Source organism: Rahnella sp. CFA14(1/10) (assembly GCF_004195095.1).
Lineage (GTDB): Bacteria > Pseudomonadota > Gammaproteobacteria > Enterobacterales > Enterobacteriaceae > Rahnella > Rahnella perminowiae.
Genome location: NZ_SEWS01000009.1, coordinates 166,283 through 186,780, shown reverse-complemented (window position 1 = coordinate 186,780; position 20,498 = coordinate 166,283). Strand labels below are relative to the sequence as shown.

The window sequence follows — 20,498 nt, the reverse complement described above, 5'->3', positions numbered from 1 at the left end:
CAGTTAAACTCACTGTTTACAGGGGTTTAGACTAAAAACTGGGCGATCAACTATTTCAGACAGGAGTTGCTAATGTCCAAACAACAGATCGGCGTTGTCGGTATGGCGGTCATGGGCCGTAACCTCGCGCTTAACATTGAAAGCCGTGGTTATTCCGTTTCCATTTTTAACCGCTCAGGCGACAAGACTGATGAAGTCATCGCTGAAAATCCGGGTAAAAATCTGGTTCCGCACTACACCGTCGAAGAGTTTGTTGACTCGCTGGAAAAACCTCGTCGTATCTTGCTGATGGTGAAAGCCGGTGAAGCAACTGATAAAACCATCGCATCCCTGACTCCGCATCTGGATAAAGGCGACATCCTGATCGATGGCGGTAACACCTATTACAAAGACACCATTCGTCGTAACCGCGAATTATCCGAGCAAGGTTTCAACTTCATCGGTACCGGTGTTTCCGGTGGCGAAGAGGGGGCACTGAAAGGCCCGTCTATCATGCCTGGCGGTCAGAAAGAAGCCTACGCGCTGGTTGCACCTATTCTTGAGAAGATTGCAGCGCGTGCTGAAGATGGCGATGCCTGCGTAGCTTACATCGGTGCAGACGGTGCGGGTCACTACGTCAAGATGGTTCATAACGGTATCGAATATGGTGACATGCAGTTGATCGCCGAAGCCTATTCCCTTTTGAAACAGTCGCTGAATCTGAGCAATGAAGAGCTGGCTACCACCTTCGCTGACTGGAACAAAGGCGAGCTGAGCAGCTACCTGATCGACATCACCAAAGATATCTTCACCAAGAAAGACGAAGACGGTAAATATCTGGTTGATGTGATTCTGGACGAAGCAGCAAACAAAGGTACCGGTAAATGGACCAGCCAAAGCTCACTGGATCTGGGCGAGCCACTGACCCTGATCACGGAGTCCGTGTTTGCCCGTTACCTGTCTTCCCTGAAAGACCAGCGTGTTGCGGCTTCTAAAGTATTGTCCGGCCCGGCGGTGAAAGCCTTCTCCGGTGATAAAGCTGAGTTCATCGAGAAAGTGCGTCGCGCTCTGTATCTGGGCAAGCTTGTTTCTTATGCGCAAGGTTTCTCACAGCTCAAAGCTGCGTCAGACGAGAACAACTGGGATCTGAACTACGGTGAGATCGCCAAGATCTTCCGTGCTGGTTGTATCATCCGCGCACAGTTCCTGCAGAAAATTACCGATGCGTATGCTGAAAATGCCTCTATCGCTAACCTGTTGCTGGCACCGTACTTCAAAAATATCGCTGATGAATATCAGCAAGCGCTGCGTGATGTCGTGTCTTATGCCGTTCAGAACGGTATCCCGACGCCTACATTCTCTGCTGCGATCAACTACTACGACAGCTACCGTTCAGCGGTACTGCCTGCTAACCTGATCCAGGCACAGCGTGACTACTTCGGTGCGCATACTTACAAACGTACCGATAAAGACGGCGTATTCCATACTGAATGGTTGGATTAATTGCCTGACCTGCATGTGTTAAACGTGCCGGTGTTGTAACGTCAGTACTAAAAAGCCGCCAATGCATCAGCAAAGGCGGCTTTTTTACGTCTGAATCTTTAATTTTGAACGTCGACGTTATTTCTTATGGCGCTGACGCAGATTCTCAATGACTGCACTCAGGTTCAGATCCTGATCCTGCAGCAAGACCAGCAGGTGATAAATCAGATCCGAGGCTTCATTTTTCAGTTCAAAGCGGTCATTGACGGTGGCGGCCAGCGCAGTTTCCACGCCTTCTTCACCCACTTTTTGTGCGATGCGTTTAGTGCCGCTGGCGTAAAGCTTGGCGGTATACGAGCTTTCCGGATCAGCCGTTTTACGCGATGCCAGAAGTTCTTCCAGCTGATACAAAAACGCCCAGTCGGTTTCAGCAGGGTGGAAGCAACTGTTATTGCCTTTATGGCAGGTCGGGCCAACTGGATTGACCAACACCAACAGCGTGTCGTTATCGCAATCAGGGGTGATGCTGACGACGTTCAGGTAGTTTTCTGACGTTTCGCCTTTGGTCCACAGGCGCTCTTTGGTGCGTGAATAAAACGTCACTTTGCCGGAAGATTGCGTAACACTCAGCGCTTCCTGATTCATATATCCGAGCATCAGCACTTCACCCGACACTGCGTGCTGGATGATGGCTGGCATCAGGTTATCCACTTTTTCCCAGTCGAGCTGGCTAATCTGTTCACCGGTCAGCAGACCGGTTTTTACATCCTGATTACTCACAAGCGGATCTCCACGCCATTTTCGGCTAAGTAGCTTTTCAGCTCGCCAATATTAATAATTTGTTTGTGGAACACGGAGGCGGCCAGTGCGCCGTCGACCTGTGCTTCGCGGAAGGCATCGAGGAAGTGTGGCATAGTGCCCGCACCACCTGAAGCGATCAGCGGAACATGGCACACTTCGCGGATCATCTTCAGTTGCGCGAGATCATACCCATTGCGCACGCCATCCTGATTCATCATGTTCAGCACGATCTCACCTGCGCCGCGTTCCTGCACTTCCTTGACCCAGTCGATGGTCTGCCAGGTGGTGATTTTGGTGCGCGCTTCGTCGCCGGTAAACTGATGAACCTGATAGGTTCCCGTCTCTGCATCGTGCCATGTATCAATACCCACGACGATACACTGTACACCATACCGGTCGGCAAGGCGGGTGATCAGCGTCGGATCCGCCAGTGCAGGGGAGTTTATGGAAATTTTATCCGCGCCGAACTGCAAAATCTGGCTGGCATCTTCCAGGCTCTTAATACCGCCCGCCACACAGAAGGGGATGTCGATGACTTCCGCCACGCGCGATACCCAGCTTTTATCCACAACACGACCATCGCTTGAGGCGGTGATGTCGTAGAATACCAGTTCGTCCGCACCTTCCTGCGCATAACGTTGCGCGAGTGGCACAATATCGCCGATGATTTCGTGGTTGCGGAACTGTACGCCTTTGACGACCTGACCGTCTTTAACGTCGAGGCAGGGGATTATCCGTTTTGCCAGCATGAAATTGCCTCCGTCACATTAAATTTACCGTCGAGCAATGCACGCCCGACAATCACGCCTTCCACGCCGCTGTCACGCAATGCTGCGATATCATCCAGCGAACCGATGCCGCCGGAAGCCTGAAACGCTACCTGCGGATAACGTGCGGTCACTTCACGATAAAGTTCCACATTGGAACCCGCCAGCGTGCCGTCACGGGAAATATCGGTGCACAGCACATGTTTCAGGCCGAACGGCAGGTATTGCCCGACGACCTGTTCCAGCGTGATATTAGAATTTTCCTGCCAGCCGCTGATGGCCACATTTTTGGTGCCTTCGGCATCAATGCGGACATCCAGTGCCAGCACCAGCGCATCCGCGCCGAAACGGCTGAACCAGCCCTGTACGGTCGCCGGATCTTTAACCGCAGTTGAACCTACCACCACGCGGGTTGCGCCAGCTTTGAGCAGGGCTTCGACATCCTGCGCGTTACGGATACCCCCTCCCACCTGCACCGGTACACAAACGCCAGCCAGTAATTGAGTCAGCAAAGGGATCTGACGTGCTGCCGGATCTTTTGCGCCGGTTAAATCGACCAGATGCAGAACCTGTGCGCCTTGCTGCTGATAATCCTGTAAGCGCAGTAACGGATCATTACCGTAGTCACGTTGCTGCCCGTAATCGCCCTGATGCAAACGCACCACACTGCCTTCGATCAAATCCAAAGCGGGAATAATCATGCTGTTTACATCTCCAGAAAGTTTTTCAGCAACCGTGCGCCTGCGGCACCGGAACGCTCGGGATGAAACTGCACGCCAAAGAAATTATCTTTTTGTACAGCAGCACTGAAGGGCGCACCGTAAAGTGTCTGGGCAACCGTATTTTCGCATACCGGCATCGCAAATCCGTGGACGAAATAGAAGTAGGCATTTTCATCAATGCCGCGGAATAAATGGCTGTCGGCATTGGCTGTGACCTGATTCCAGCCCATATGCGGCAGCGGCAAACCGAAATCAGGCATGCGTTGCACGGGGGTGTCGATAATACCCAGCGTATCAATACCGCCATTCTCTTCACTGGAAGAGGCCAGCAGTTGCATGCCCAGGCAAATACCCAGTACCGGTTGAGTGCAGGCTTTGATAAGCCCGATCAGCTCACGTTGTTCGAGCTGTTCCATGGCGGCCTGTGCCGTGCCAACGCCCGGTAAAAATAATTTGTCAGCCTGCAACACAATCTCCGGGGAGCGACTCACCACAGGCTCATAGCCCAGGCGCTGAACCGCATATTTCACGGAGGAGAGATTGGCGCAGCCGGTATCAAGGATAACGACATTCATCACAGCACTCCTTTCGAACTCGGCAGGGTGTTGCCATCGACACGAATTGCCTGGCGCAGTGTGCGGCCAAAGGCTTTAAACAGGCTCTCAACACGGTGGTGATCGTTCTTACCTTTGGTTCGCAGGTGCAGGGTACAGGCCATCGCATAAGACAGTGAACGGAAGAAGTGTTCGACCATTTCCGTGCTCAGGTCACCGACGCGCTGATAGTTAAATTCAGCTTTGTATTCAAGGTGCGGACGCCCGGAGATATCCAGTGCACAGCGGGCCAGACATTCATCCATCGGCAGCACAAACCCAAAACGGCCGATACCGCGTTTATCGCCCAGCGCTTTGTTCAGGGCTTCGCCCAGCGCCAGCGCGGTGTCTTCCACCGTGTGGTGATCGTCGATATACAAATCACCTTTCACTTCGATGTTCATGCGAAAACCGCCGTGGGTGGCAATCTGATCCAGCATATGGTCAAAGAAGCCGACACCTGTGCGGATTTTGCTTTCGCCTTCGCGATCGAGCCAGACATCCACTTCAATTGCCGTTTCGCGGGTCACGCGGTTTACTTTTGCATGACGGTCACGTTTGGTCAGCTGTTCGGTAATACTGGCCCAGTTCAGCGTATCACGCTGATAACGCAGCCCGGTGATGCCCATATTGGCGGCCAGCTGGATATCCGTGTCACGATCACCAATCACATAGCTGTTTGCCGTGTCCAGTACACCGCTTTCCAGATAACCCGCCACCAGTTTAGTTTTCGGTTTACGGCAATCACAGTGATCGGCGGGCAGATGCGGACAAATCAACACGTCATCGAAAACGATGCCCTGAGAAGTCAGTATCTGCATCATCAGGTTGTGTGGCGGGGCGAACGTTTCCTGTGGGAAACTGGCCGTGCCCAGACCGTCCTGATTGGTGATCATCACCAGCTTAAAGCCGGCATTTTGCAGCGCTAATAACGCCGGAATGACACCCGGTTCGAGGGCCAGTTTGTCCAGACGGTCGACCTGAAAATCTTCAGGTGGTTCGGAAATCAGGGTACCGTCGCGGTCGATAAACAGTGTTTTTTGCAATAACGGACTCTGGCTCACATGTGCTCCTTGCGGGGGCTATTTTGATTTTTATTGAAGGTCGTGGCGGTGGCCGCCGGTAACAGTTGCAGGGCAGTAATCACGCGTTGCAGCTCTGTCCGTGTACCGATAGTAATACGCAGGCAGCCGGAAAGTCCCGGTTGCTTGTTCTGGTCACGCAGGATAATGCCCTGATCCCAGAGGTTTTTAAATACGGCGCTTGAAGCGGAGAAGCGTGCAAGCACGTAGTTAGTGTCACTGGCAAAAACCTCTTCTACACAGACACATTTTTTCAGTTCTTCCAGCAACCATGTACGGTTTTCTGTTATTTCAGTGACACGCTGGCGCATTAACGCCAGTCCTTCCGGGCTCAGGGCCTGTGCGGCAATATCGGCCACCGGCGTAGATAAAGGATATGGCGCGATCACTTTCATTAATAAGCCAATCAGGTCGCTGTTGGCGAGTGTAAAGCCGCAGCGCAGACCGGCAAGGGCAAACGCTTTGGACAGCGTGCGCAAAATGGCCAGATGCGGATATTCCTGTAACCAGCCGGAAACTGTCGCCTGCGGGCAGAATTCGATATACGCCTCATCGACCGCCACAATGGCGCGCCCGCGGGTCATGTCCAGCACGGCCCGGATCTCATCCGGGTCGATGATATTGCCGGTCGGGTTATTCGGGCTGCACACGTAAACCAGTTTCACGCCCTCCAGTGCGGCTTCAATCGTCGGAAGATCCAAAGACCAGTCGGCTTTTGCGGCCACGGTCCGGCCTTCCACGCCTATTGTCTCGGCACTGACGCTGTACATCCCGTAAGTCGGCGGGCAATAAAGAATAGCGTCTTTACCCGGTTCACAGAATGCACGGATCAACAGTTCGATGCCTTCATCTGCGCCGCGGCTGACCAGCACCTGTTCCGGATCCACACCGGCGTAAGCGGCGTAGCGATTGATGACCACCGCAGGCTGACATTCCGGATAACGGTTAAGGGTTTGCTGCGTCAGTTCGAACTGTGGCGCGATGGCGTATTCGTTAGCGTTAAGCCAGACATCCCCGTTGCCGCCCAGACGGCGGGCAGACTGATACGGTGTCAGTTCCCGGACATTTTTTCGTGCCAGCGCCTGAACGCTGAGGTTATTTTCATTGCTCATCGCGTTGCTCCTTCAAAGCCTTCACACGCAAAGTCACGGCATTTTTATGTGCGGTAAGCTGTTCAGCCTGCGCCAGGGTTTCAATGGTATTCGCCAGTCCCAGCAAACCTTCAGGCGTTAACTGCTGAACGGTCATGCGTTTCTGGAAATCTGCCAGACCGAGGCTGGAACAGGTGGCCGTGTAACCGTAAGTCGGCAAGACGTGGTTGGTGCCGGAGGCATAATCGCCCGCTGATTCCGGTGACCAGTCACCGAGGAATACTGAACCGGCGCTGGTGATACTGTCGACCAGTTGCTCCGGCTCACGGGTTTGCAAAATCAAGTGCTCCGGACCGTATGCATTGCTGATTTCAATACACTGCGCGATGTCTTTCGCCACAATCAGCCGGCTGCTTGCCAGTGCCTGACGGGCAATCTCGCTGCGGGATAATGTCTGCAACTGACGTTCAACGGCTTCGCCGACCGCCTGCGCCATTTTCAAATCCGGCGTCAGCAAAATTACCTGTGAGTCCGGGCCGTGTTCTGCCTGGGAAAGTAAATCAGAGGCGACAAAATCAGGTGTTGCGCCACTGTCGGCAATCACCAGCACTTCTGAAGGCCCGGCTGGCATATCGATTGCCGCGCCGTCCAGGCTCTGACTAACCTGACGCTTGGCTTCGGTGACGTAGGCATTGCCCGGCCCGAAGATTTTCGCCACACGTGGCACGGTTTCGGTACCGAACGCCAGCGCGGCAATGGCCTGCGCACCGCCCAGCTGATACACCTCTTCCACGCCGCAAAGCTGCGCGGCATATAAAATTTCATCGGCAATCGGCGGCGGAGAACACAGAACCACTTTCTGGCATCCGGCAATCCGCGCCGGTGTCGCTAACATTAATACGGTCGATACCAGCGGCGCAGACCCGCCGGGGATATACAGCCCGACAGACTGAATAGGGCGCGTCAGTTGCTGACAGCGCACCCCCGGCTGTGTTTCGATATCCACAACGGCCAGCTTTTGCGCCTGATGGAACGTGTCAATGTTACGCACGGCATGCGCCATCGCCTGTTTTACATCATCGTCTAAACGCGTTGCGGCTGCCTCGATTTGCTGTGCGGTGACACGCAATTCCTGGACTTCAGTTTTATCAAAGCGGGCGCAAAACTCGCGCAGCGCACTGTCACCTTCACTGCGCACGCGGCGCAGGATTTCGCTGACAGATTCGGTAATACGGTCAGACGCCGACATTGCCGGGCGTGTCAGCAGCTCGCGACGCTGTAGCTCGTCGCATTGCTGCCAGTCAATCGGGGTAGTAAACGCGTCAGGCTTCATGGCTTACTCCATCATTTTTTCGATTGGCAGAACCAGAATGGAACTGGCGCCCAGCGCTTTCAGTTTTTCCATCGTTTCCCAGAACAGCGTTTCGCTGCTGACCATGTGCATGGCCACGCGTTGCTGGTCGCCTGCCAGTGGCAGAATAGTCGGACGTTCAGCACCCGGTAACAATGCAACGATTTCGTCCAGACGCTCACTTGGCGCGTGCAACATAATGTATTTGGATTCGCGGGCCTGAATAACGCCCTGAATACGGGTCATCATTTTGTCGATCAGCAGCTGTTTTTCTTGTGGCATGTCGCCGTCGCGCTGGATAAGACAGGCTTTGGAGCGGTAAATCACTTCCACTTCACGCAGGCCGTTAGCTTCGAGCGTCGCACCTGTGGATACCAGGTCACAAATCGCATCTGACAAACCAGCGCGTGGCGCAACTTCTACAGAGCCGTTCAGCAGACAGGATTTGAAATCAACGCCTTTCTTGTCGAGGTATTGTTTAAGCAGGTGCGGATAAGAAGTGGCGATACGGGCGTTTTGCAGGCTTTGCGGACCGGTGTAATCCGTGTCCAGCGGGGTGGCCAGGGAAAGACGGCAACCGCCAAAATCCAGACGACGCAAGGTGAAATAGCGCGGGTCTTCGCCCTGAGCGCGGCGGCTCAGCAACTCTTCTTCCAGTACGTTTTCACCAATAATGCCCAGATCCACCACGCCATCCATCACCAGCCCCGGGATATCGTCATCACGTACACGCAAAATGTCGATCGGCATGTTTTCTGCGAAGGCGATCAGACGCTGTTCCTGCAGGTTGATTTTGATCCCGCAGCGGGCCAGCAGTTCGCGTGATTCATCGCTCAGGCGACCTGACTTTTGCATTGCTATCCGTAAACGTGTTTTATCCAGCATGATGACCTCAGTTTCTTAATTATTTATCGTAAAAATCATTTGTTTAAAGGCGTTAACTTCAATCCGTCAGGCCAAAAAAAAGCCCCCGGAAGAAATCTTCCGGGGGCTATCTCTGCGTTCTGCGCCACTGGAAGATCTAAACAGTCTCCCAGCACCAATCGCCTGAAAGACTAGTCAGGGTGATGGTGATGATGGTGGTTAATCAGAACGTTTATCATGTCAGTCTCTCAGTATGTTCATTGCTGTGCGGCGTGATTCAGATTTGAAACATTCGCAACACAGACTGCATTCGCTGCCAATAAAACTAAACGATCGGGCGGCAACAGCGCAACCTTTTTTTCCGATGATGAGTTTTTCTTATCCACGTCGGGTGTTTCATCGGATAAATGAATAATTCGTTAACAGACACAGAGAAAACCTTACGCTGGCTGAACGGAGAAAAGGCGATGTTTGCTAATATAAAGGAAGCGGTATCAGCAAAGGGTGTTGTGAGGCCCGATGCCAATGAAACAATGGAGCAAAGTATGAAGAAGGTTTCGATTATCGGACTGGGCTGGCTGGGAATGCCACTGGCGATGGCACTGGCTTCTAAAGGCTATGAAGTCGTGGGCAGTAAAACCACGCCGGATGGAGTAGATGCCGCAAGAGCGGTGGGGATCGAATGTTTCCCGCTGGTGTTTACGCCGCAGATGGAATGTGCAGCGGAAGATCTCGATCAGTTGCTGAATGTCGATGCGCTGATCATCACCTTGCCTGCACGCCGGACAATGGAGGGCAGCGAACTGTACTTCCAGGCGGTACAGCTGTTAACTGACAGCGCGCTGGCGCATAACGTGAAACGCATTATTTTCACCAGCTCGACGTCTGTATACGGTGAAGGAGACGGTGTGGTGCGCGAGGGATCTGCGCTTGAGCCGGTCACGGCCAGCGGAAAGGTGCTTAAAGAACTTGAAAACTGGCTCCATGGTTTGCCTAACACATCGGTTGATGTGCTGCGTCTGGCCGGTCTGGTGGGTGGCGATCGTCATCCCAGTCGTTTCATGGCCGGAAAGACGCAGGTCAAAGGCGGCCAGCAGGGTGTTAACCTGGTACATCAGGATGATGTCATTTCGGCAATTACATTGCTACTCAGCCTGCCCAAAGGGGGCCATACATTTAACCTGTGCGCGGCTGTGCATCCGGCCAAAGCTGAGTTTTATCCGGCGCTTGCCAGACAGATGGGGCTGGAGCCGCCAACATTTGCTGAACCTGCTTCAGCAGAGAAGGGCAAAATCGTCGATGGCGAACGGATCTGCAAAGAACTGGGATTTGAATATCAGCATCCTGATCCGCGAATCATGCCTTTTTAATCATCAGACGCGATTTAAATAATACAACGTTATGACCTGTCGGAAATTTCGGCAGGTTTTTAAAGTATCCGCTGCATTTACGTTCAGAAAACAGCTTTCTCATTGTGAAAGAGACTATTATTCATCATGGGCTCGCCTATTTTAATCTCTCTGCTTAATTAGCCGGTTTAATCGCAGATGATTTTTGAAGCCGGTTGTCTTATCTCCGCTGACCTCCCTGTTAAAAATGCGTTTAAATCATCCCCCGGGCAGTAAAACTGGCGGCAGATGCTGATTTAGTAATAAAATTCCTATTCATGAACTTTTTGTTTGCCATTGCGCGGTATAAATCACTTTTTTAAGCACAATCATTAAAGTTTTCCTGAACATTTGCCGATAGGTAAGTACGGCAAAGCATGGCCGTTTCATCACTTCTTCTTATCAATCCGCTCCCGTTGCCGGATGTTTCCGCATGCCCGATCATAAATTCTTACAATCCTTGTCTTTTTATTTTTAAAGCTGCATGGTTGCTCACGATTTAAGAACAGTTAACGCGTATTTCCTTCACAATCCTTTAGGACAACTCCCCGTAAAGCCTTGCACTGCCTGGGTTGGGCACCTTAAGCACAATGATCATGCTATTTGAAATTCGCAGCATAAATATCTGCATGAACTGTTAATTCCCCCTGTCTGTGCTGATGATTTGGCTTTGTATGGCCTTTGTACAAATTGATCTAAAAAAGGCTAAAAAAGACAGTTTGAAGACAGCTTTTTAGACGCTTTTTTACTTTTGGCTTAAAACTGCGCAAATTTTTACGATAAATTGCACTTTCAGGAACAAAATAAATTTTAAAAGTGTGATCTACATCACACTTTATTCAAAATTCGTCCACGGTAAGATTGTATGTATAAAGGAAACGGGGTTAGAGTTGCGTCGTAGTAAGATTATTCCTAATAATGTATGTAAAAGCGTTTCACAGAATGAGGCGCCATCACAGCAACGGACTCTGCCAGTACACCAAAACTAAAGTGTTTTTCGATTACTTAGCAGCCCAATTGTCACAATTAATTTAGTTTACATCAGGAACAACATTGTATTGGCGGTGAAGTAAATACCGCGGGGTAAATCTAATTGTCATCGTGAGATTTATTAATCAGCCAATGATCCAATTGTTTTGATAGTAAAAAATACTCCTGTCACGCCGGGTAAAACTCTTGCTGCATGGAATATGTCTATCAATCCGCCGTCTTAAAAAAACGGCATCGGTTACGGGGTAGAACAGAATGTCCGAATTGCTTAAGCACATATATGATATCAACCTGTCATATTTACTGTTGGCACAGCGTTTGATTAACGACGAAAAGGCCTCAGCGATGTTTCGCCTGGGGATCGACGACGTAATGGCAGACACCCTGAGACAGCTGACGCTGCCTCAGATGGTGAAGTTAGCTGAAACGAACCAGCTTTTATGTCAGTTCCGCTTTGATGACAGTAAGACAATTGAACGCTTGACCCAGGATTCGCGTGTGGATGACTTACAACAAATTCATACCGGTATCTTGTTGTCCAGCCACCTGCTGAAAGGTCTGGCTGCGAAAGACAGCGGCGCGATGAAGAAAAGGGCGTAGCTATGTCTGGTAAAGATGCGTCAACCAAACCGGCAGAAAAAAGCATTGTTCAGGAAGCGCGGGACATTCAGCTGGCGATGGAACTGATTACGCTGGGTGCCAGATTGCAGATGCTGGAAAGCGAAACGCAATTAAGTCGCGGCCGGCTGATAAAACTGTACAAAGAATTACGAGGAAGTCCTCCCCCGAAAGGCATGCTGCCGTTCTCTACTGACTGGTTCATGACCTGGGAACAAAATATCCATTCTTCCATGTTTTACAACGCTTACTCTTTCCTGCTAAAGAGCGGCCACTGTAATGGCGTGGAAGCCGTGATCAAGGCTTACCGTTTATATCTGGAACAGTGTCCTGAGCAGCCTGGTGAAGCGCCGATCCTCGCGCTGACACGTGCCTGGACATTAGTACGTTTTGTCGACAGCGGTATGTTGCAGCTTTCAGCGTGTAACTGCTGTGAAGGCTCATTTATTACCCATGCACACCAGCCCCGCCACGGGTTTGTTTGCAGTCTTTGCCAGCCCCCGTCCCGAGCAGTAAAAAAACGTAAACTTTCCCCGCAGGTTGCCGATATAACATCTCAAGAGCTGGACGAACAGGTCAAGCGCGCAGTTTGAGAGAGTTGGGTAGCAGTAAGTCGTTCTGAGCGGTGGCTACCACCGCTCATCAATTCCCCCCTGACATCTCAGTCATTCTTTGACCTCTTTTTTGCAAGTTCTGTGGCAAAAATGGGCCAGACACATGGCGCGCGCTTTACCTCGCCCTAAAACCACATCGAATTAAGGATTCATCGTGCTAGTGATAATAGGTTACATCGTGGTGTTGGGCTCAGTGTTCGGCGGTTTCATGCTCGTCGGCGGTGAACTGGGCGCGTTATACCAACCCGCAGAATTGCTCATCATTGGCGGTGCCGGTATCGGTGCCTTCTTCGTCGGTAATAACGGTAAAGCGATCAAATCCACAATGCGTGCGCTGCCTCAGCTGTTCCGCGCATCGAAATACAACAAAGCGTTGTATATGGATTTGATGGCGCTGCTTTACCGGGTATTAGCCAAATCACGTCAACAGGGGATGCTGTCGCTGGAAAATGACATCGACAATCCGGCCGAAAGTGACATTTTTGCTAATTATCCGCGCATCCTTGCCGATAAACATTTAGTCGAATATCTGACTGACTATCTGCGACTTATGGTCAGTGGCAACATGAACGCTTTTGAAATCGAAGCGCTGATGGACGAGGAAATCGAAACTTACGAGCACGAGAGTGAAGTGCCGGCGAACAGCCTGGCGCTGGTCGGTGACTCACTTCCGGCATTCGGTATCGTCGCTGCGGTCATGGGGATCGTACATACTCTGGCGGCGGCAGACCGTCCGGCTGCGGAACTCGGGGCGCTGATTGCTCATGCCATGGTCGGGACCTTCCTCGGTATTCTGCTGGCGTACGGTTTTATTTCTCCGCTGGCCAGCGTGTTACGCCAGAAGAGTGCTGAAAACGCCAAAATGATGCAGTGCATTAAGGTGACATTACTGTCGAGCATTAACGGTTATGCGCCGCAAATTGCCGTCGAATTTGGCCGTAAAACGTTGTACACCTCAGAGCGACCTTCCTTTATTGAACTGGAGGAGCACGTTCGCCAGGTCAAGTCGCCGGGTCAGAAACAAACTGAAGAAGAAAAAGTATGAAGCATCAAAGCCATCCAATCGTTGTTGTACGTAAGAAAAAGAATAAGCACGGCGGAGGGCATCACGGCGGTTCGTGGAAGATTGCTTACGCTGACTTTATGACAGCGATGATGGCTTTCTTCCTGGTGATGTGGCTGATTTCCATCTCCAGCCCTAAAGAACTGGTGCAAATTGCCGAATACTTCCGTACACCTCTTGCGGTGGCGATCACCGGCGGGCCACGCAGCAGCGACGCAACCAGCCCGATCCCGGGCGGCGGCGAAGACCCGACCGTACAGGACGGTGAAGTGCATAAAATGGATCAGTCGCAGGGTGAAAGTAAGCGTGAATCGGATGATTTACAGCGGTTGCAGCAAAAGCTGGAAGATATGCTGGCGTCGGATCCGCGGCTAAAAGATTTACGTCCACACCTGATGATTAATCTGACCGAGCAGGGCTTGCGTATTCAGATTATTGATAGCAAAAACCGCCCGATGTTCCAGCTTGGCAGCGCGATTGTTGAGCCGTACATGCGCGATATCCTCAGGGCGATTGCGCCAGTGCTGGATGATTTTCCGAATAAAATTAGCCTGGCGGGCCATACCGATGATATGCCGTATGCCACGGGCGAACGCGGCTACAGCAACTGGGAACTGTCGACTGATCGCGCCAATGCTTCACGTCGCGAGATGGTAACAGGCGGCCTCAGTGAAGGAAAAGTCCTGCGGGTGATGGGCATGGGGTCTTCCATGCAGCTGAAAAATCATCCGGCAGGTGATGCTATCAACCGTCGTATCAGCATTTTGGTCCTGAACAAACATGCTGAAGAGGCGATTGAACGGGAAAACAGTGAGGGCGAGGCGATCACGATCAGTGACGCTGGCGAGCTGCAAAGACAAGTACAAGGCACACGAACAGTGCCGGCATTAGCACCACAAATGAGTCCGGCACCGGCAGCCCCGGCGTTAGCGCCACAGGCAAGCCCGGCACCGGCAACACCAGAGAAAGCACCATCAATACCCGGGATTGAGACGCAGACGCCAGTGACACCATCGGCAGGCGCTCAACCTGCGACGGCAGCTCCGGCTGCCGCGGCGGGCACGGCACCTGCGACACATTAACAAGCCGCGATTCACAGCAGAGGTGATCACGTGAGCATGGATATTACTGATTTTTATCAGACATTTTTTGATGAAGCAGACGAGTTGCTGGCGGACATGGAACAACATCTGTTGTTGCTTGATCCGCAAGCGCCTGACATTGAGCAACTGAATGCGATTTTCCGCGCAGCGCACTCAATCAAAGGCGGTGCAGCGACGTTTGGATTTACGGTTTTACAGGAAACGACTCACTTACTGGAAAACCTGCTCGACGGTGCTCGTCGCGCTGAAATGAGCCTGAGCACTGACATCATCAACCTGTTTCTGGAAACAAAAGACATTATGCAGGAGCAACTCGACGCCTATAAATCTTCCCGGGATCCTGACGCAGAAAGCTTTGAATATATCTGTGCAGCCCTGAGACAACTGGCCCTCGAAGCGCAACAGGCGCGTGAACCTGCGCCAGATCTTCACGTGGTTGAAGCACTGGCAGCAGCAGAAACTGCCGCGCCAGCGCCGGTAGCCGCGGCGGGCAAGGGCGATTTACGCGTGCGCCTTTCCGGCCTGAAAACTCAGGAAATTCCTGTGATGCTGGAAGAACTCGGCAATCTCGGGGAGATCAAAGATCCGGTTCAGACTGATGACAGTGTGGAAGCCACCCTGATCACTACAGTGACCGAAGACGACATTGTTGCGGTGCTGTGTTTTGTGCTGGAACCGGAACAAATCAGTTTCACACACGCGCCGGCTTCTGCACCTGCTGTCGCGGTAGCCGCTTCTGCGCCTGCTGTAGCGGAAGTTGCCGCCGCACCGGCGGTTGTCGCCCGTCAGGCTCCGGTACTGGTGGCTGTGCCGAACAGTGAACCGGCTAAAGCCCGTGCACCTAAAGCTCCGGAATCCACCAGCATCCGTGTTGCTGTTGAAAAAGTGGACCAGCTGATCAACCTGGTGGGCGAACTGGTGATCACCCAGTCCATGCTGGCGCAGCGTTCAGATTTATTGGATCCGGTGGTGCACAGCGACCTGCTCAACAGCATGGGTCAGCTCGAACGTAACGCCCGTGATTTGCAGGAATCGGTGATGTCGATTCGTATGATGCCGATGGAATTCGTGTTCAGCCGATTCCCGCGTCTGGTACGTGACCTCGCCAGCAAACTGAATAAGCAAATTGAACTGACCCTGCTCGGCAGCTCGACCGAACTGGATAAGAGCCTGATCGAACGTATCATCGATCCGTTGACGCATCTGGTGCGCAACAGTCTCGATCACGGTGTGGAAACACCGGAAGTGCGTCTTGCCAACGGTAAAGAACCCACCGGTAACCTGACTCTGTCTGCTGAACACCAGGGCGGTAATATCTGCATCGAAGTGATCGACGATGGTGCCGGTCTGAACCGTGAACGTATTCTGGCCAAAGCGGCATCGCAGGGTATGAACGTCAGCGACAACATGAGCGATGAAGAAGTCGGCATGCTGATTTTTGCCGCCGGTTTCTCGACCGCAGAAAAAGTGACTGACGTTTCGGGCCGTGGCGTGGGCATGGACGTGGTGAAACGAAACATTCAGGAAATGGGGGGCCACGTTGAAATCCATTCTCAGCAGGGCAAAGGCACCACCATCCGTATCCTGTTGCCACTGACGCTGGCGATCCTTGACGGCATGTCAGTAAAAGTCGGTAAAGAAGTCTTCATTCTGCCACTGAACGCGGTGATGGAATCGTTGCAACCGCTGTCAGAAGATCTGCATCCGCTGGCTGGTGGTGAACGTGTTCTGCAGGTGCGTGGTGAATATCTGCCGCTGGTTGAGTTGTACAATGTCTTTGATGTTGAAGAGGCAAAAACCGAGGCAACACAGGGCATTGTGGTGATTTTGCAGAGTGCGGGACGTCGCTATGCATTGCTGGTGGATCAACTGATTGGTCAGCATCAGGTTGTGGTAAAAAACCTGGAAAGCAACTATCGCAAAGTACCGGGTATTTCCGCCGCCACCATTTTGGGTGACGGCAGTGTGGCGCTGATCGTGGACGTGTCGGCATTGCAGTCGCTGAACCGCGATAAGTTAGCAACAGGCGCCACCGCCGCATAACAAGCAAAGCTCCCGGCGACTATCAACGCCGCCGGTTGTGAAAAACTCAGGCCGATTTAAAGATAAAAGCAAAGGTGAACAACATGGCAGGACTTGCAACCGTGGCGAAAATTGCGGGCGAAACAGTAGGTCAGGAATTTCTGATCTTTACTTTAGGCGATGAAGAATATGGCATCGATATCCTCAAAGTGCAGGAAATCCGCGGATACGATCAGGTAACCCGTATTGCTAACACCCCGGCCTTTATTAAAGGTGTCACTAACCTGCGCGGTGTTATCGTGCCGATCCTCGACCTGCGCGTCAAATTCGCTCAGGAAGACGTGATTTATAATGAAAACACCGTGGTGATCGTACTGAACTTCGAAAACCGCGTTGTCGGGATCGTGGTTGACGGCGTGTCAGATGTCCTGTCGCTGAGCCAGGAGCAGATCCGCCCGGCACCGGAATTCGCCGTGACCATGTCGACTGAGTACCTGACCGGGTTGGGTTCGCTCGGGGACCGTATGCTGATCCTGGTGGATATCGAGAAACTGCTGAGCAGTGAAGAAATGGCACTCGTTGATAGTGTGACGAAAATTTGATTTTCGTTTGTTAAGATCAAGGTCGTGGGCGCCGGCCTACACCGGGTTAAGGGGCGTAAACGCGCCCCTTAACAATCCTGCGTTTTTTCACTGCGCGCTGTCGCAGGTACGACGGACATGTTTCGCGGCTTCTGTGTGTGGTGCAAAATCTTGTCGCGTTGCGATGCCTTCTCCCGGTCCTGAAGCCCCCGGTCTTCAGGCCGCTCCGTTCAGCAAGATTTTTGAGCACGCCAGTCCCGACCGAATAAAAACCCCGTTCTGATACTCTCGCAAAATCAAATGCGGAAGGGTGTTGTCTTGCTCCTTCCCCTGCGAAGGGGAGGGTTGGGGTATTAATCGTATCTCTGCAACTCACTGCAAATCCTAAAAACTCCCTGGAAGCAGTATCCCATTCCCGCGCTTTGCCCATTTTTAATGTGTGGATATCCCGTTATTGTCTCCTCGCTGCGGCACAATCCGCAGTCGGGCTTAGGAACCCGGTAAACTGTAAACGCTCATAGAAAATGCGTTGTCGCTTCGCTTTACTGATTGAAAAGTGGATTTTGTATCACTTATGTAATATATCAATTGGTGGCTCAGGCGGGGCAGCCTTAGGGCTGGTCGGTTTCCAGTTTTCCGATTCCTAACCTCGTCTGAGTTACCACCCATGAGCTTAGGAACTCCGGTGGTAACGTAACGCCTCAACTGGAGCCATTGAAATGACCACTCAGACCAACAACACATCCCCCGATTCATGGACACTCACCGATCGCTGCCGGTTACTGGCAAATGCGCTGGTGAATCCGCAAAACAAAGGTGCGCAGGACAGGCTTTGTATGATGCTGCACAACCAGCTTGAATGCCTTGAAGCGTCCTTATCGCAACCCATCCCGGAGCACCGGAAAGATTTAGGCATACCGCTGGACGACGGCTTATTTGATTACGCCGAGCTTGAGCCCGATGAACTTTGCGATCAGTGCATGGCGCTGAACTTCACACTGATGACGCTGCAAGACAGAAAGATAAAAGAGATTATCGCGTTTATCCTGTGGGAACGTTTCGAAATGCTGCGCTGCTCGCTGTATGCCTCCACGGAGGAAGCCGCATGAACAAAGACTGGCATCAGGCCGATATTATTGCGGCCATTAAAAAGAAGGGCACCACGATGGCGGCAGTTTCACGCCGTGCGGGGTTGTGTTCCTCAACGCTTTCGAATGCGCTGACCCGCAAATGGCCGAAAGGTGAAAGGCTGATCGCCGAAGCCATCGGCGTAAAAGCCGAAACCATCTGGCCGAGCCGCTACACCGAAATAACATACAACTGAGATCAGCTCCCTCCCCTGCAAAGGGGAGGGTTGGGGTATTAATGGCATCTGCGAACTAACCCTCTTTTTTGCACTTTCGCTAACCCATTGATTTTACTTAATCACTCAGGTCATCACAAAAAGAGGGTATTTTGCCCAAACAGGCATAATCTTTTGCAGTTCAAAGGATAAACTTGAAAACGCAACAGTTCACTGCCGCACAGGCAGTTCACGAATGCAATAACTCACTGTTTTATCGTTAAATAAATCTCCTCTCCAATACCCCTCCAAAACCCTTCCCCAAAACCGAGCAATAATTAAACGGCGATGACAACCCACTTTTCTTTGCGCTCGTCATGATAGAGCTCAGTCATCTTCGCTGAACTGTGCCCCAGCAATTCCTGAGTGTTGATCCCCTGAGCTTTATACAAGCGTTCAGAAAGAGAACGTTGTTCGTGAAATGTCGGCGCGGTTTTACCTTTTTCAATTTTTATATTTGCGCAATCCCGGGCTTCGGCGAATCGTTGTGTTAATGATCCTTCAGCCACTGGTGAACCCAGCGTTGAACCGCCGGAGAGTGTTGAATTATGGACAAGATGTTTACTCAGCACGCGGTCGCGACATTTGTTAATCACATCCCGAACACTCATGTTGATGGCGTCACATCGCAACGAGAGGGGGATCGCTATCCGGACTTTGCCTTTACCCTTTCCCTGGACAACATGAAGCATGTCATCCCAAATATCAGAGAATTTCATTTTTACAATGTCTCCGCGCCGTTGTCCGGTAACTACAGCGAGCAGCATGGCATTGCAGATGTATGGTGATCTGCGTTCTGCCTCGTGATAAATCGCCCACCAGTCATCGAGTGTGAGGCGCTGTCTTGAAACTTCATCCAGCGGTTTACGGGTGGCCAGCGCCGGGTTGAAGCCTGGGGGAACCTCTCCGGCAAACTGTGCTTCTTTAAACATATCGATCCACGCCGCCCGCATGACTTGCGCCATTCTTGTTTTATTTGCATCAACGTATTCGTTTATCAAAGCAGCCATCTCACGTGCGCCAACCTCTTTAAGCAAAATGTTCTGTGAACGCGCCGAAAGAATCTCTGCGCATGCCTTACGCCCCCTGGCGGTTGATGATGCCAACTCTTTTCGTTGCACACGTCGGTCAAGGATGGCTTTGTATTCTTTTACCCATTGTTTTAATCGCATGTTCTGAGCATTGGGGTCGGCTTTTTGCTTCGCAATATCTATCAGGGCGAAAGATTGAGAAGATAATTGCTCTGAAGTTATGCGATTCATTTCAAGTGCCGCAGCGTGCGCGGCATCTGCATCTGTACCAAAACCGATGAACTCTCCCGTAATCGGGTGTCGATATTGCCAGTATGTTTTGTTGTTTCGCTTATCTAACTTGCAATACAGGTTCGGTGTTGAAATGTTGTATTTACGGGGTCTTGCTGCCATTAAGTGCTTTCTCCACTAAACTTCGGGCGCTGGCCGGAAGATGGCTCGATATTTCGACCCGATCAACCATACCAATAAATTTGGCTTCCTCATCAACAACCCATCTACGACCCTGCTTAACGGCCGGCGGATAAGTCTGCCGGGTTTTCGCAATACGATGAAGGGTGGCTTTGCAGGGAGGTTCTTTGAAGCCATTTGGTCCTGCTGCCCATTCCGCTAAAGAAACTAATTGGCCCATACTGTTACTCCACACGTTTAGTTATAGCCGGCTGCACACTGGCTTACAGATTTGAAAGTTTTTCGATTGCCTTGTCGAACGTCTCCACAGCAATATCCAGGTCAGCGGCACAGACCTTTGCCTTAATTGCGCGGACTTCCTCTGGTGATTTTGCAGCGCGGATCTGGGCCATTAAATCCAGAATAAATGATGGCGCAGAGTCAGGCGTAACGGCTGGCGCTTCACCCGGTCGCAAAACCAAAAGTTCGCTTGCCATGGCTTCAGCCTCTCCCCAGCGCAGAGAAGGGGAGCGATGCGCGATAATTTCCTTCAGACGTTCGTTGGTTAAATTTTTCATGATTTCCTCTCTGCTTTAATTTTGTAATAGGCTTGTTCAAAACCCC

The 20,498-nt window shown here is 51.7% G+C and carries 21 protein-coding genes and 1 other annotated feature; of the genes, 10 read left to right on the top strand and 11 right to left on the bottom strand.

Going from position 1 to position 20,498, the window contains the following annotated elements; translation table 11 throughout:
• The first annotated feature begins 72 nt into the window (after positions 1–72).
• Positions 73–1,482 carry an NADP-dependent phosphogluconate dehydrogenase gene (gene gndA / locus EVX52_RS18720; protein ID WP_129952686.1) on the top strand — a complete coding sequence of 470 codons (1,410 nt, stop codon included), beginning with the start codon at positions 73–75 and terminating at the stop codon, positions 1,480–1,482.
• A 117-nt stretch (positions 1,483–1,599) separates the two neighbouring features.
• Here the strand turns inward: gndA and hisIE are convergent, their stop codons facing one another.
• From hisIE to hisG, 8 genes are read right to left on the bottom strand one after another with little or no spacing between them, the layout of a single operon-like run.
• Positions 1,600–2,214 (bottom strand): bifunctional phosphoribosyl-AMP cyclohydrolase/phosphoribosyl-ATP diphosphatase HisIE, encoded by a 615-nt coding sequence (hisIE, locus tag EVX52_RS18715; protein WP_037038944.1) that lies wholly within the window; start codon positions 2,212–2,214, stop codon positions 1,600–1,602.
• 23 nt (positions 2,215–2,237) lie between these two features.
• Positions 2,238–3,011: an imidazole glycerol phosphate synthase subunit HisF gene (gene hisF / locus EVX52_RS18710; protein WP_015696901.1), complete on the bottom strand. Its 774-nt coding sequence runs from the start codon at positions 3,009–3,011 to the stop codon at positions 2,238–2,240.
• The gene (gene hisA, locus EVX52_RS18705; protein ID WP_129952688.1) at positions 2,993–3,730 is read right to left on the bottom strand and encodes a 1-(5-phosphoribosyl)-5-[(5-phosphoribosylamino)methylideneamino]imidazole-4-carboxamide isomerase; all 738 of its coding nucleotides are present in this window, start codon (positions 3,728–3,730) and stop codon (positions 2,993–2,995) included. The genes hisF and hisA overlap by 19 nt, the downstream gene beginning before the upstream one ends.
• 5 nt (positions 3,731–3,735) lie before the next feature.
• Entirely contained in the window at positions 3,736–4,326 is a 591-nt protein-coding gene (gene hisH, locus EVX52_RS18700; RefSeq protein WP_129952689.1) for an imidazole glycerol phosphate synthase subunit HisH, read from the bottom strand.
• Complete coding sequence (hisB, locus tag EVX52_RS18695) at positions 4,326–5,390, bottom strand: bifunctional histidinol-phosphatase/imidazoleglycerol-phosphate dehydratase HisB (protein ID WP_370278358.1); 1,065 nt, start codon at positions 5,388–5,390, stop codon at positions 4,326–4,328. Before hisB ends, hisH begins: the two co-directional genes overlap by 1 nt.
• 14 nt (positions 5,391–5,404) lie before the next feature.
• Complete coding sequence (gene hisC / locus EVX52_RS18690) at positions 5,405–6,538, bottom strand: histidinol-phosphate transaminase (protein WP_129991877.1); 1,134 nt, start codon at positions 6,536–6,538, stop codon at positions 5,405–5,407.
• On the bottom strand, positions 6,528–7,850 hold the full coding sequence (hisD, locus tag EVX52_RS18685; protein ID WP_129952692.1) for a histidinol dehydrogenase: 1,323 nt from the start codon (positions 7,848–7,850) through the stop codon (positions 6,528–6,530). The genes hisC and hisD overlap by 11 nt, the downstream gene beginning before the upstream one ends.
• A 3-nt stretch (positions 7,851–7,853) precedes the next feature.
• Positions 7,854–8,753, bottom strand: coding sequence for an ATP phosphoribosyltransferase (hisG, locus tag EVX52_RS18680; protein WP_129952693.1), 900 nt, complete (start codon positions 8,751–8,753; stop codon positions 7,854–7,856).
• 73 nt (positions 8,754–8,826) lie between these two features.
• Positions 8,827–8,948: a sequence feature (His leader region), on the bottom strand.
• Between the two features lie 329 nt (positions 8,949–9,277).
• Between hisG and EVX52_RS18675 the strand changes: the two genes are divergently transcribed.
• From EVX52_RS18675 to EVX52_RS18635, 9 genes are all read left to right on the top strand, one after another.
• Entirely contained in the window at positions 9,278–10,102 is an 825-nt protein-coding gene (locus EVX52_RS18675; protein ID WP_129991876.1) for an SDR family oxidoreductase, read from the top strand.
• A gap of 1,263 nt (positions 10,103–11,365) precedes the next feature.
• On the top strand, positions 11,366–11,710 hold the full coding sequence (flhD, locus tag EVX52_RS18670; protein WP_129952695.1) for a flagellar transcriptional regulator FlhD: 345 nt from the start codon (positions 11,366–11,368) through the stop codon (positions 11,708–11,710).
• Positions 11,711–11,712: 2 nt separating this feature from the next.
• Positions 11,713–12,321: a flagellar transcriptional regulator FlhC gene (gene flhC, locus EVX52_RS18665; RefSeq protein ID WP_101078668.1), complete on the top strand. Its 609-nt coding sequence runs from the start codon at positions 11,713–11,715 to the stop codon at positions 12,319–12,321.
• A gap of 175 nt (positions 12,322–12,496) precedes the next feature.
• Positions 12,497–13,387 (top strand): flagellar motor stator protein MotA, encoded by an 891-nt coding sequence (gene motA / locus EVX52_RS18660; RefSeq protein WP_047609299.1) that lies wholly within the window; start codon positions 12,497–12,499, stop codon positions 13,385–13,387.
• Entirely contained in the window at positions 13,384–14,487 is a 1,104-nt protein-coding gene (motB, locus tag EVX52_RS18655; RefSeq protein WP_129952696.1) for a flagellar motor protein MotB, read from the top strand. Before motA ends, motB begins: the two co-directional genes overlap by 4 nt.
• 30 nt (positions 14,488–14,517) lie before the next feature.
• Positions 14,518–16,551, top strand: coding sequence for a chemotaxis protein CheA (cheA, locus tag EVX52_RS18650; RefSeq protein WP_129952697.1), 2,034 nt, complete (start codon positions 14,518–14,520; stop codon positions 16,549–16,551).
• Between the two features lie 83 nt (positions 16,552–16,634).
• Entirely contained in the window at positions 16,635–17,132 is a 498-nt protein-coding gene (gene cheW / locus EVX52_RS18645; protein ID WP_129952698.1) for a chemotaxis protein CheW, read from the top strand.
• Between the two features lie 698 nt (positions 17,133–17,830).
• Positions 17,831–18,220, top strand: coding sequence for a hypothetical protein (locus EVX52_RS18640; protein WP_129991875.1), 390 nt, complete (start codon positions 17,831–17,833; stop codon positions 18,218–18,220).
• A complete protein-coding gene (locus EVX52_RS18635; protein WP_129991874.1) occupies positions 18,217–18,435 on the top strand; it encodes a helix-turn-helix transcriptional regulator in 219 nt (72 codons plus the stop codon). The genes EVX52_RS18640 and EVX52_RS18635 overlap by 4 nt, the downstream gene beginning before the upstream one ends.
• 296 nt (positions 18,436–18,731) lie before the next feature.
• Here EVX52_RS18635 and EVX52_RS18630 read toward each other — a convergent pair whose 3' ends face one another.
• The 3 genes from EVX52_RS18630 to EVX52_RS18620 are packed head-to-tail and all read right to left on the bottom strand — an operon-like array spanning position 18,732 to position 20,452.
• Positions 18,732–19,877, bottom strand: coding sequence for a phage integrase Arm DNA-binding domain-containing protein (locus EVX52_RS18630; protein WP_129991873.1), 1,146 nt, complete (start codon positions 19,875–19,877; stop codon positions 18,732–18,734).
• Entirely contained in the window at positions 19,858–20,115 is a 258-nt protein-coding gene (locus EVX52_RS18625; RefSeq protein WP_129952702.1) for an excisionase, read from the bottom strand. Before EVX52_RS18625 ends, EVX52_RS18630 begins: the two co-directional genes overlap by 20 nt.
• 43 nt (positions 20,116–20,158) lie before the next feature.
• Complete coding sequence (locus EVX52_RS18620) at positions 20,159–20,452, bottom strand: hypothetical protein (RefSeq protein ID WP_129991872.1); 294 nt, start codon at positions 20,450–20,452, stop codon at positions 20,159–20,161.
• Between the last annotated feature and the right edge of the window lie 46 nt (positions 20,453–20,498).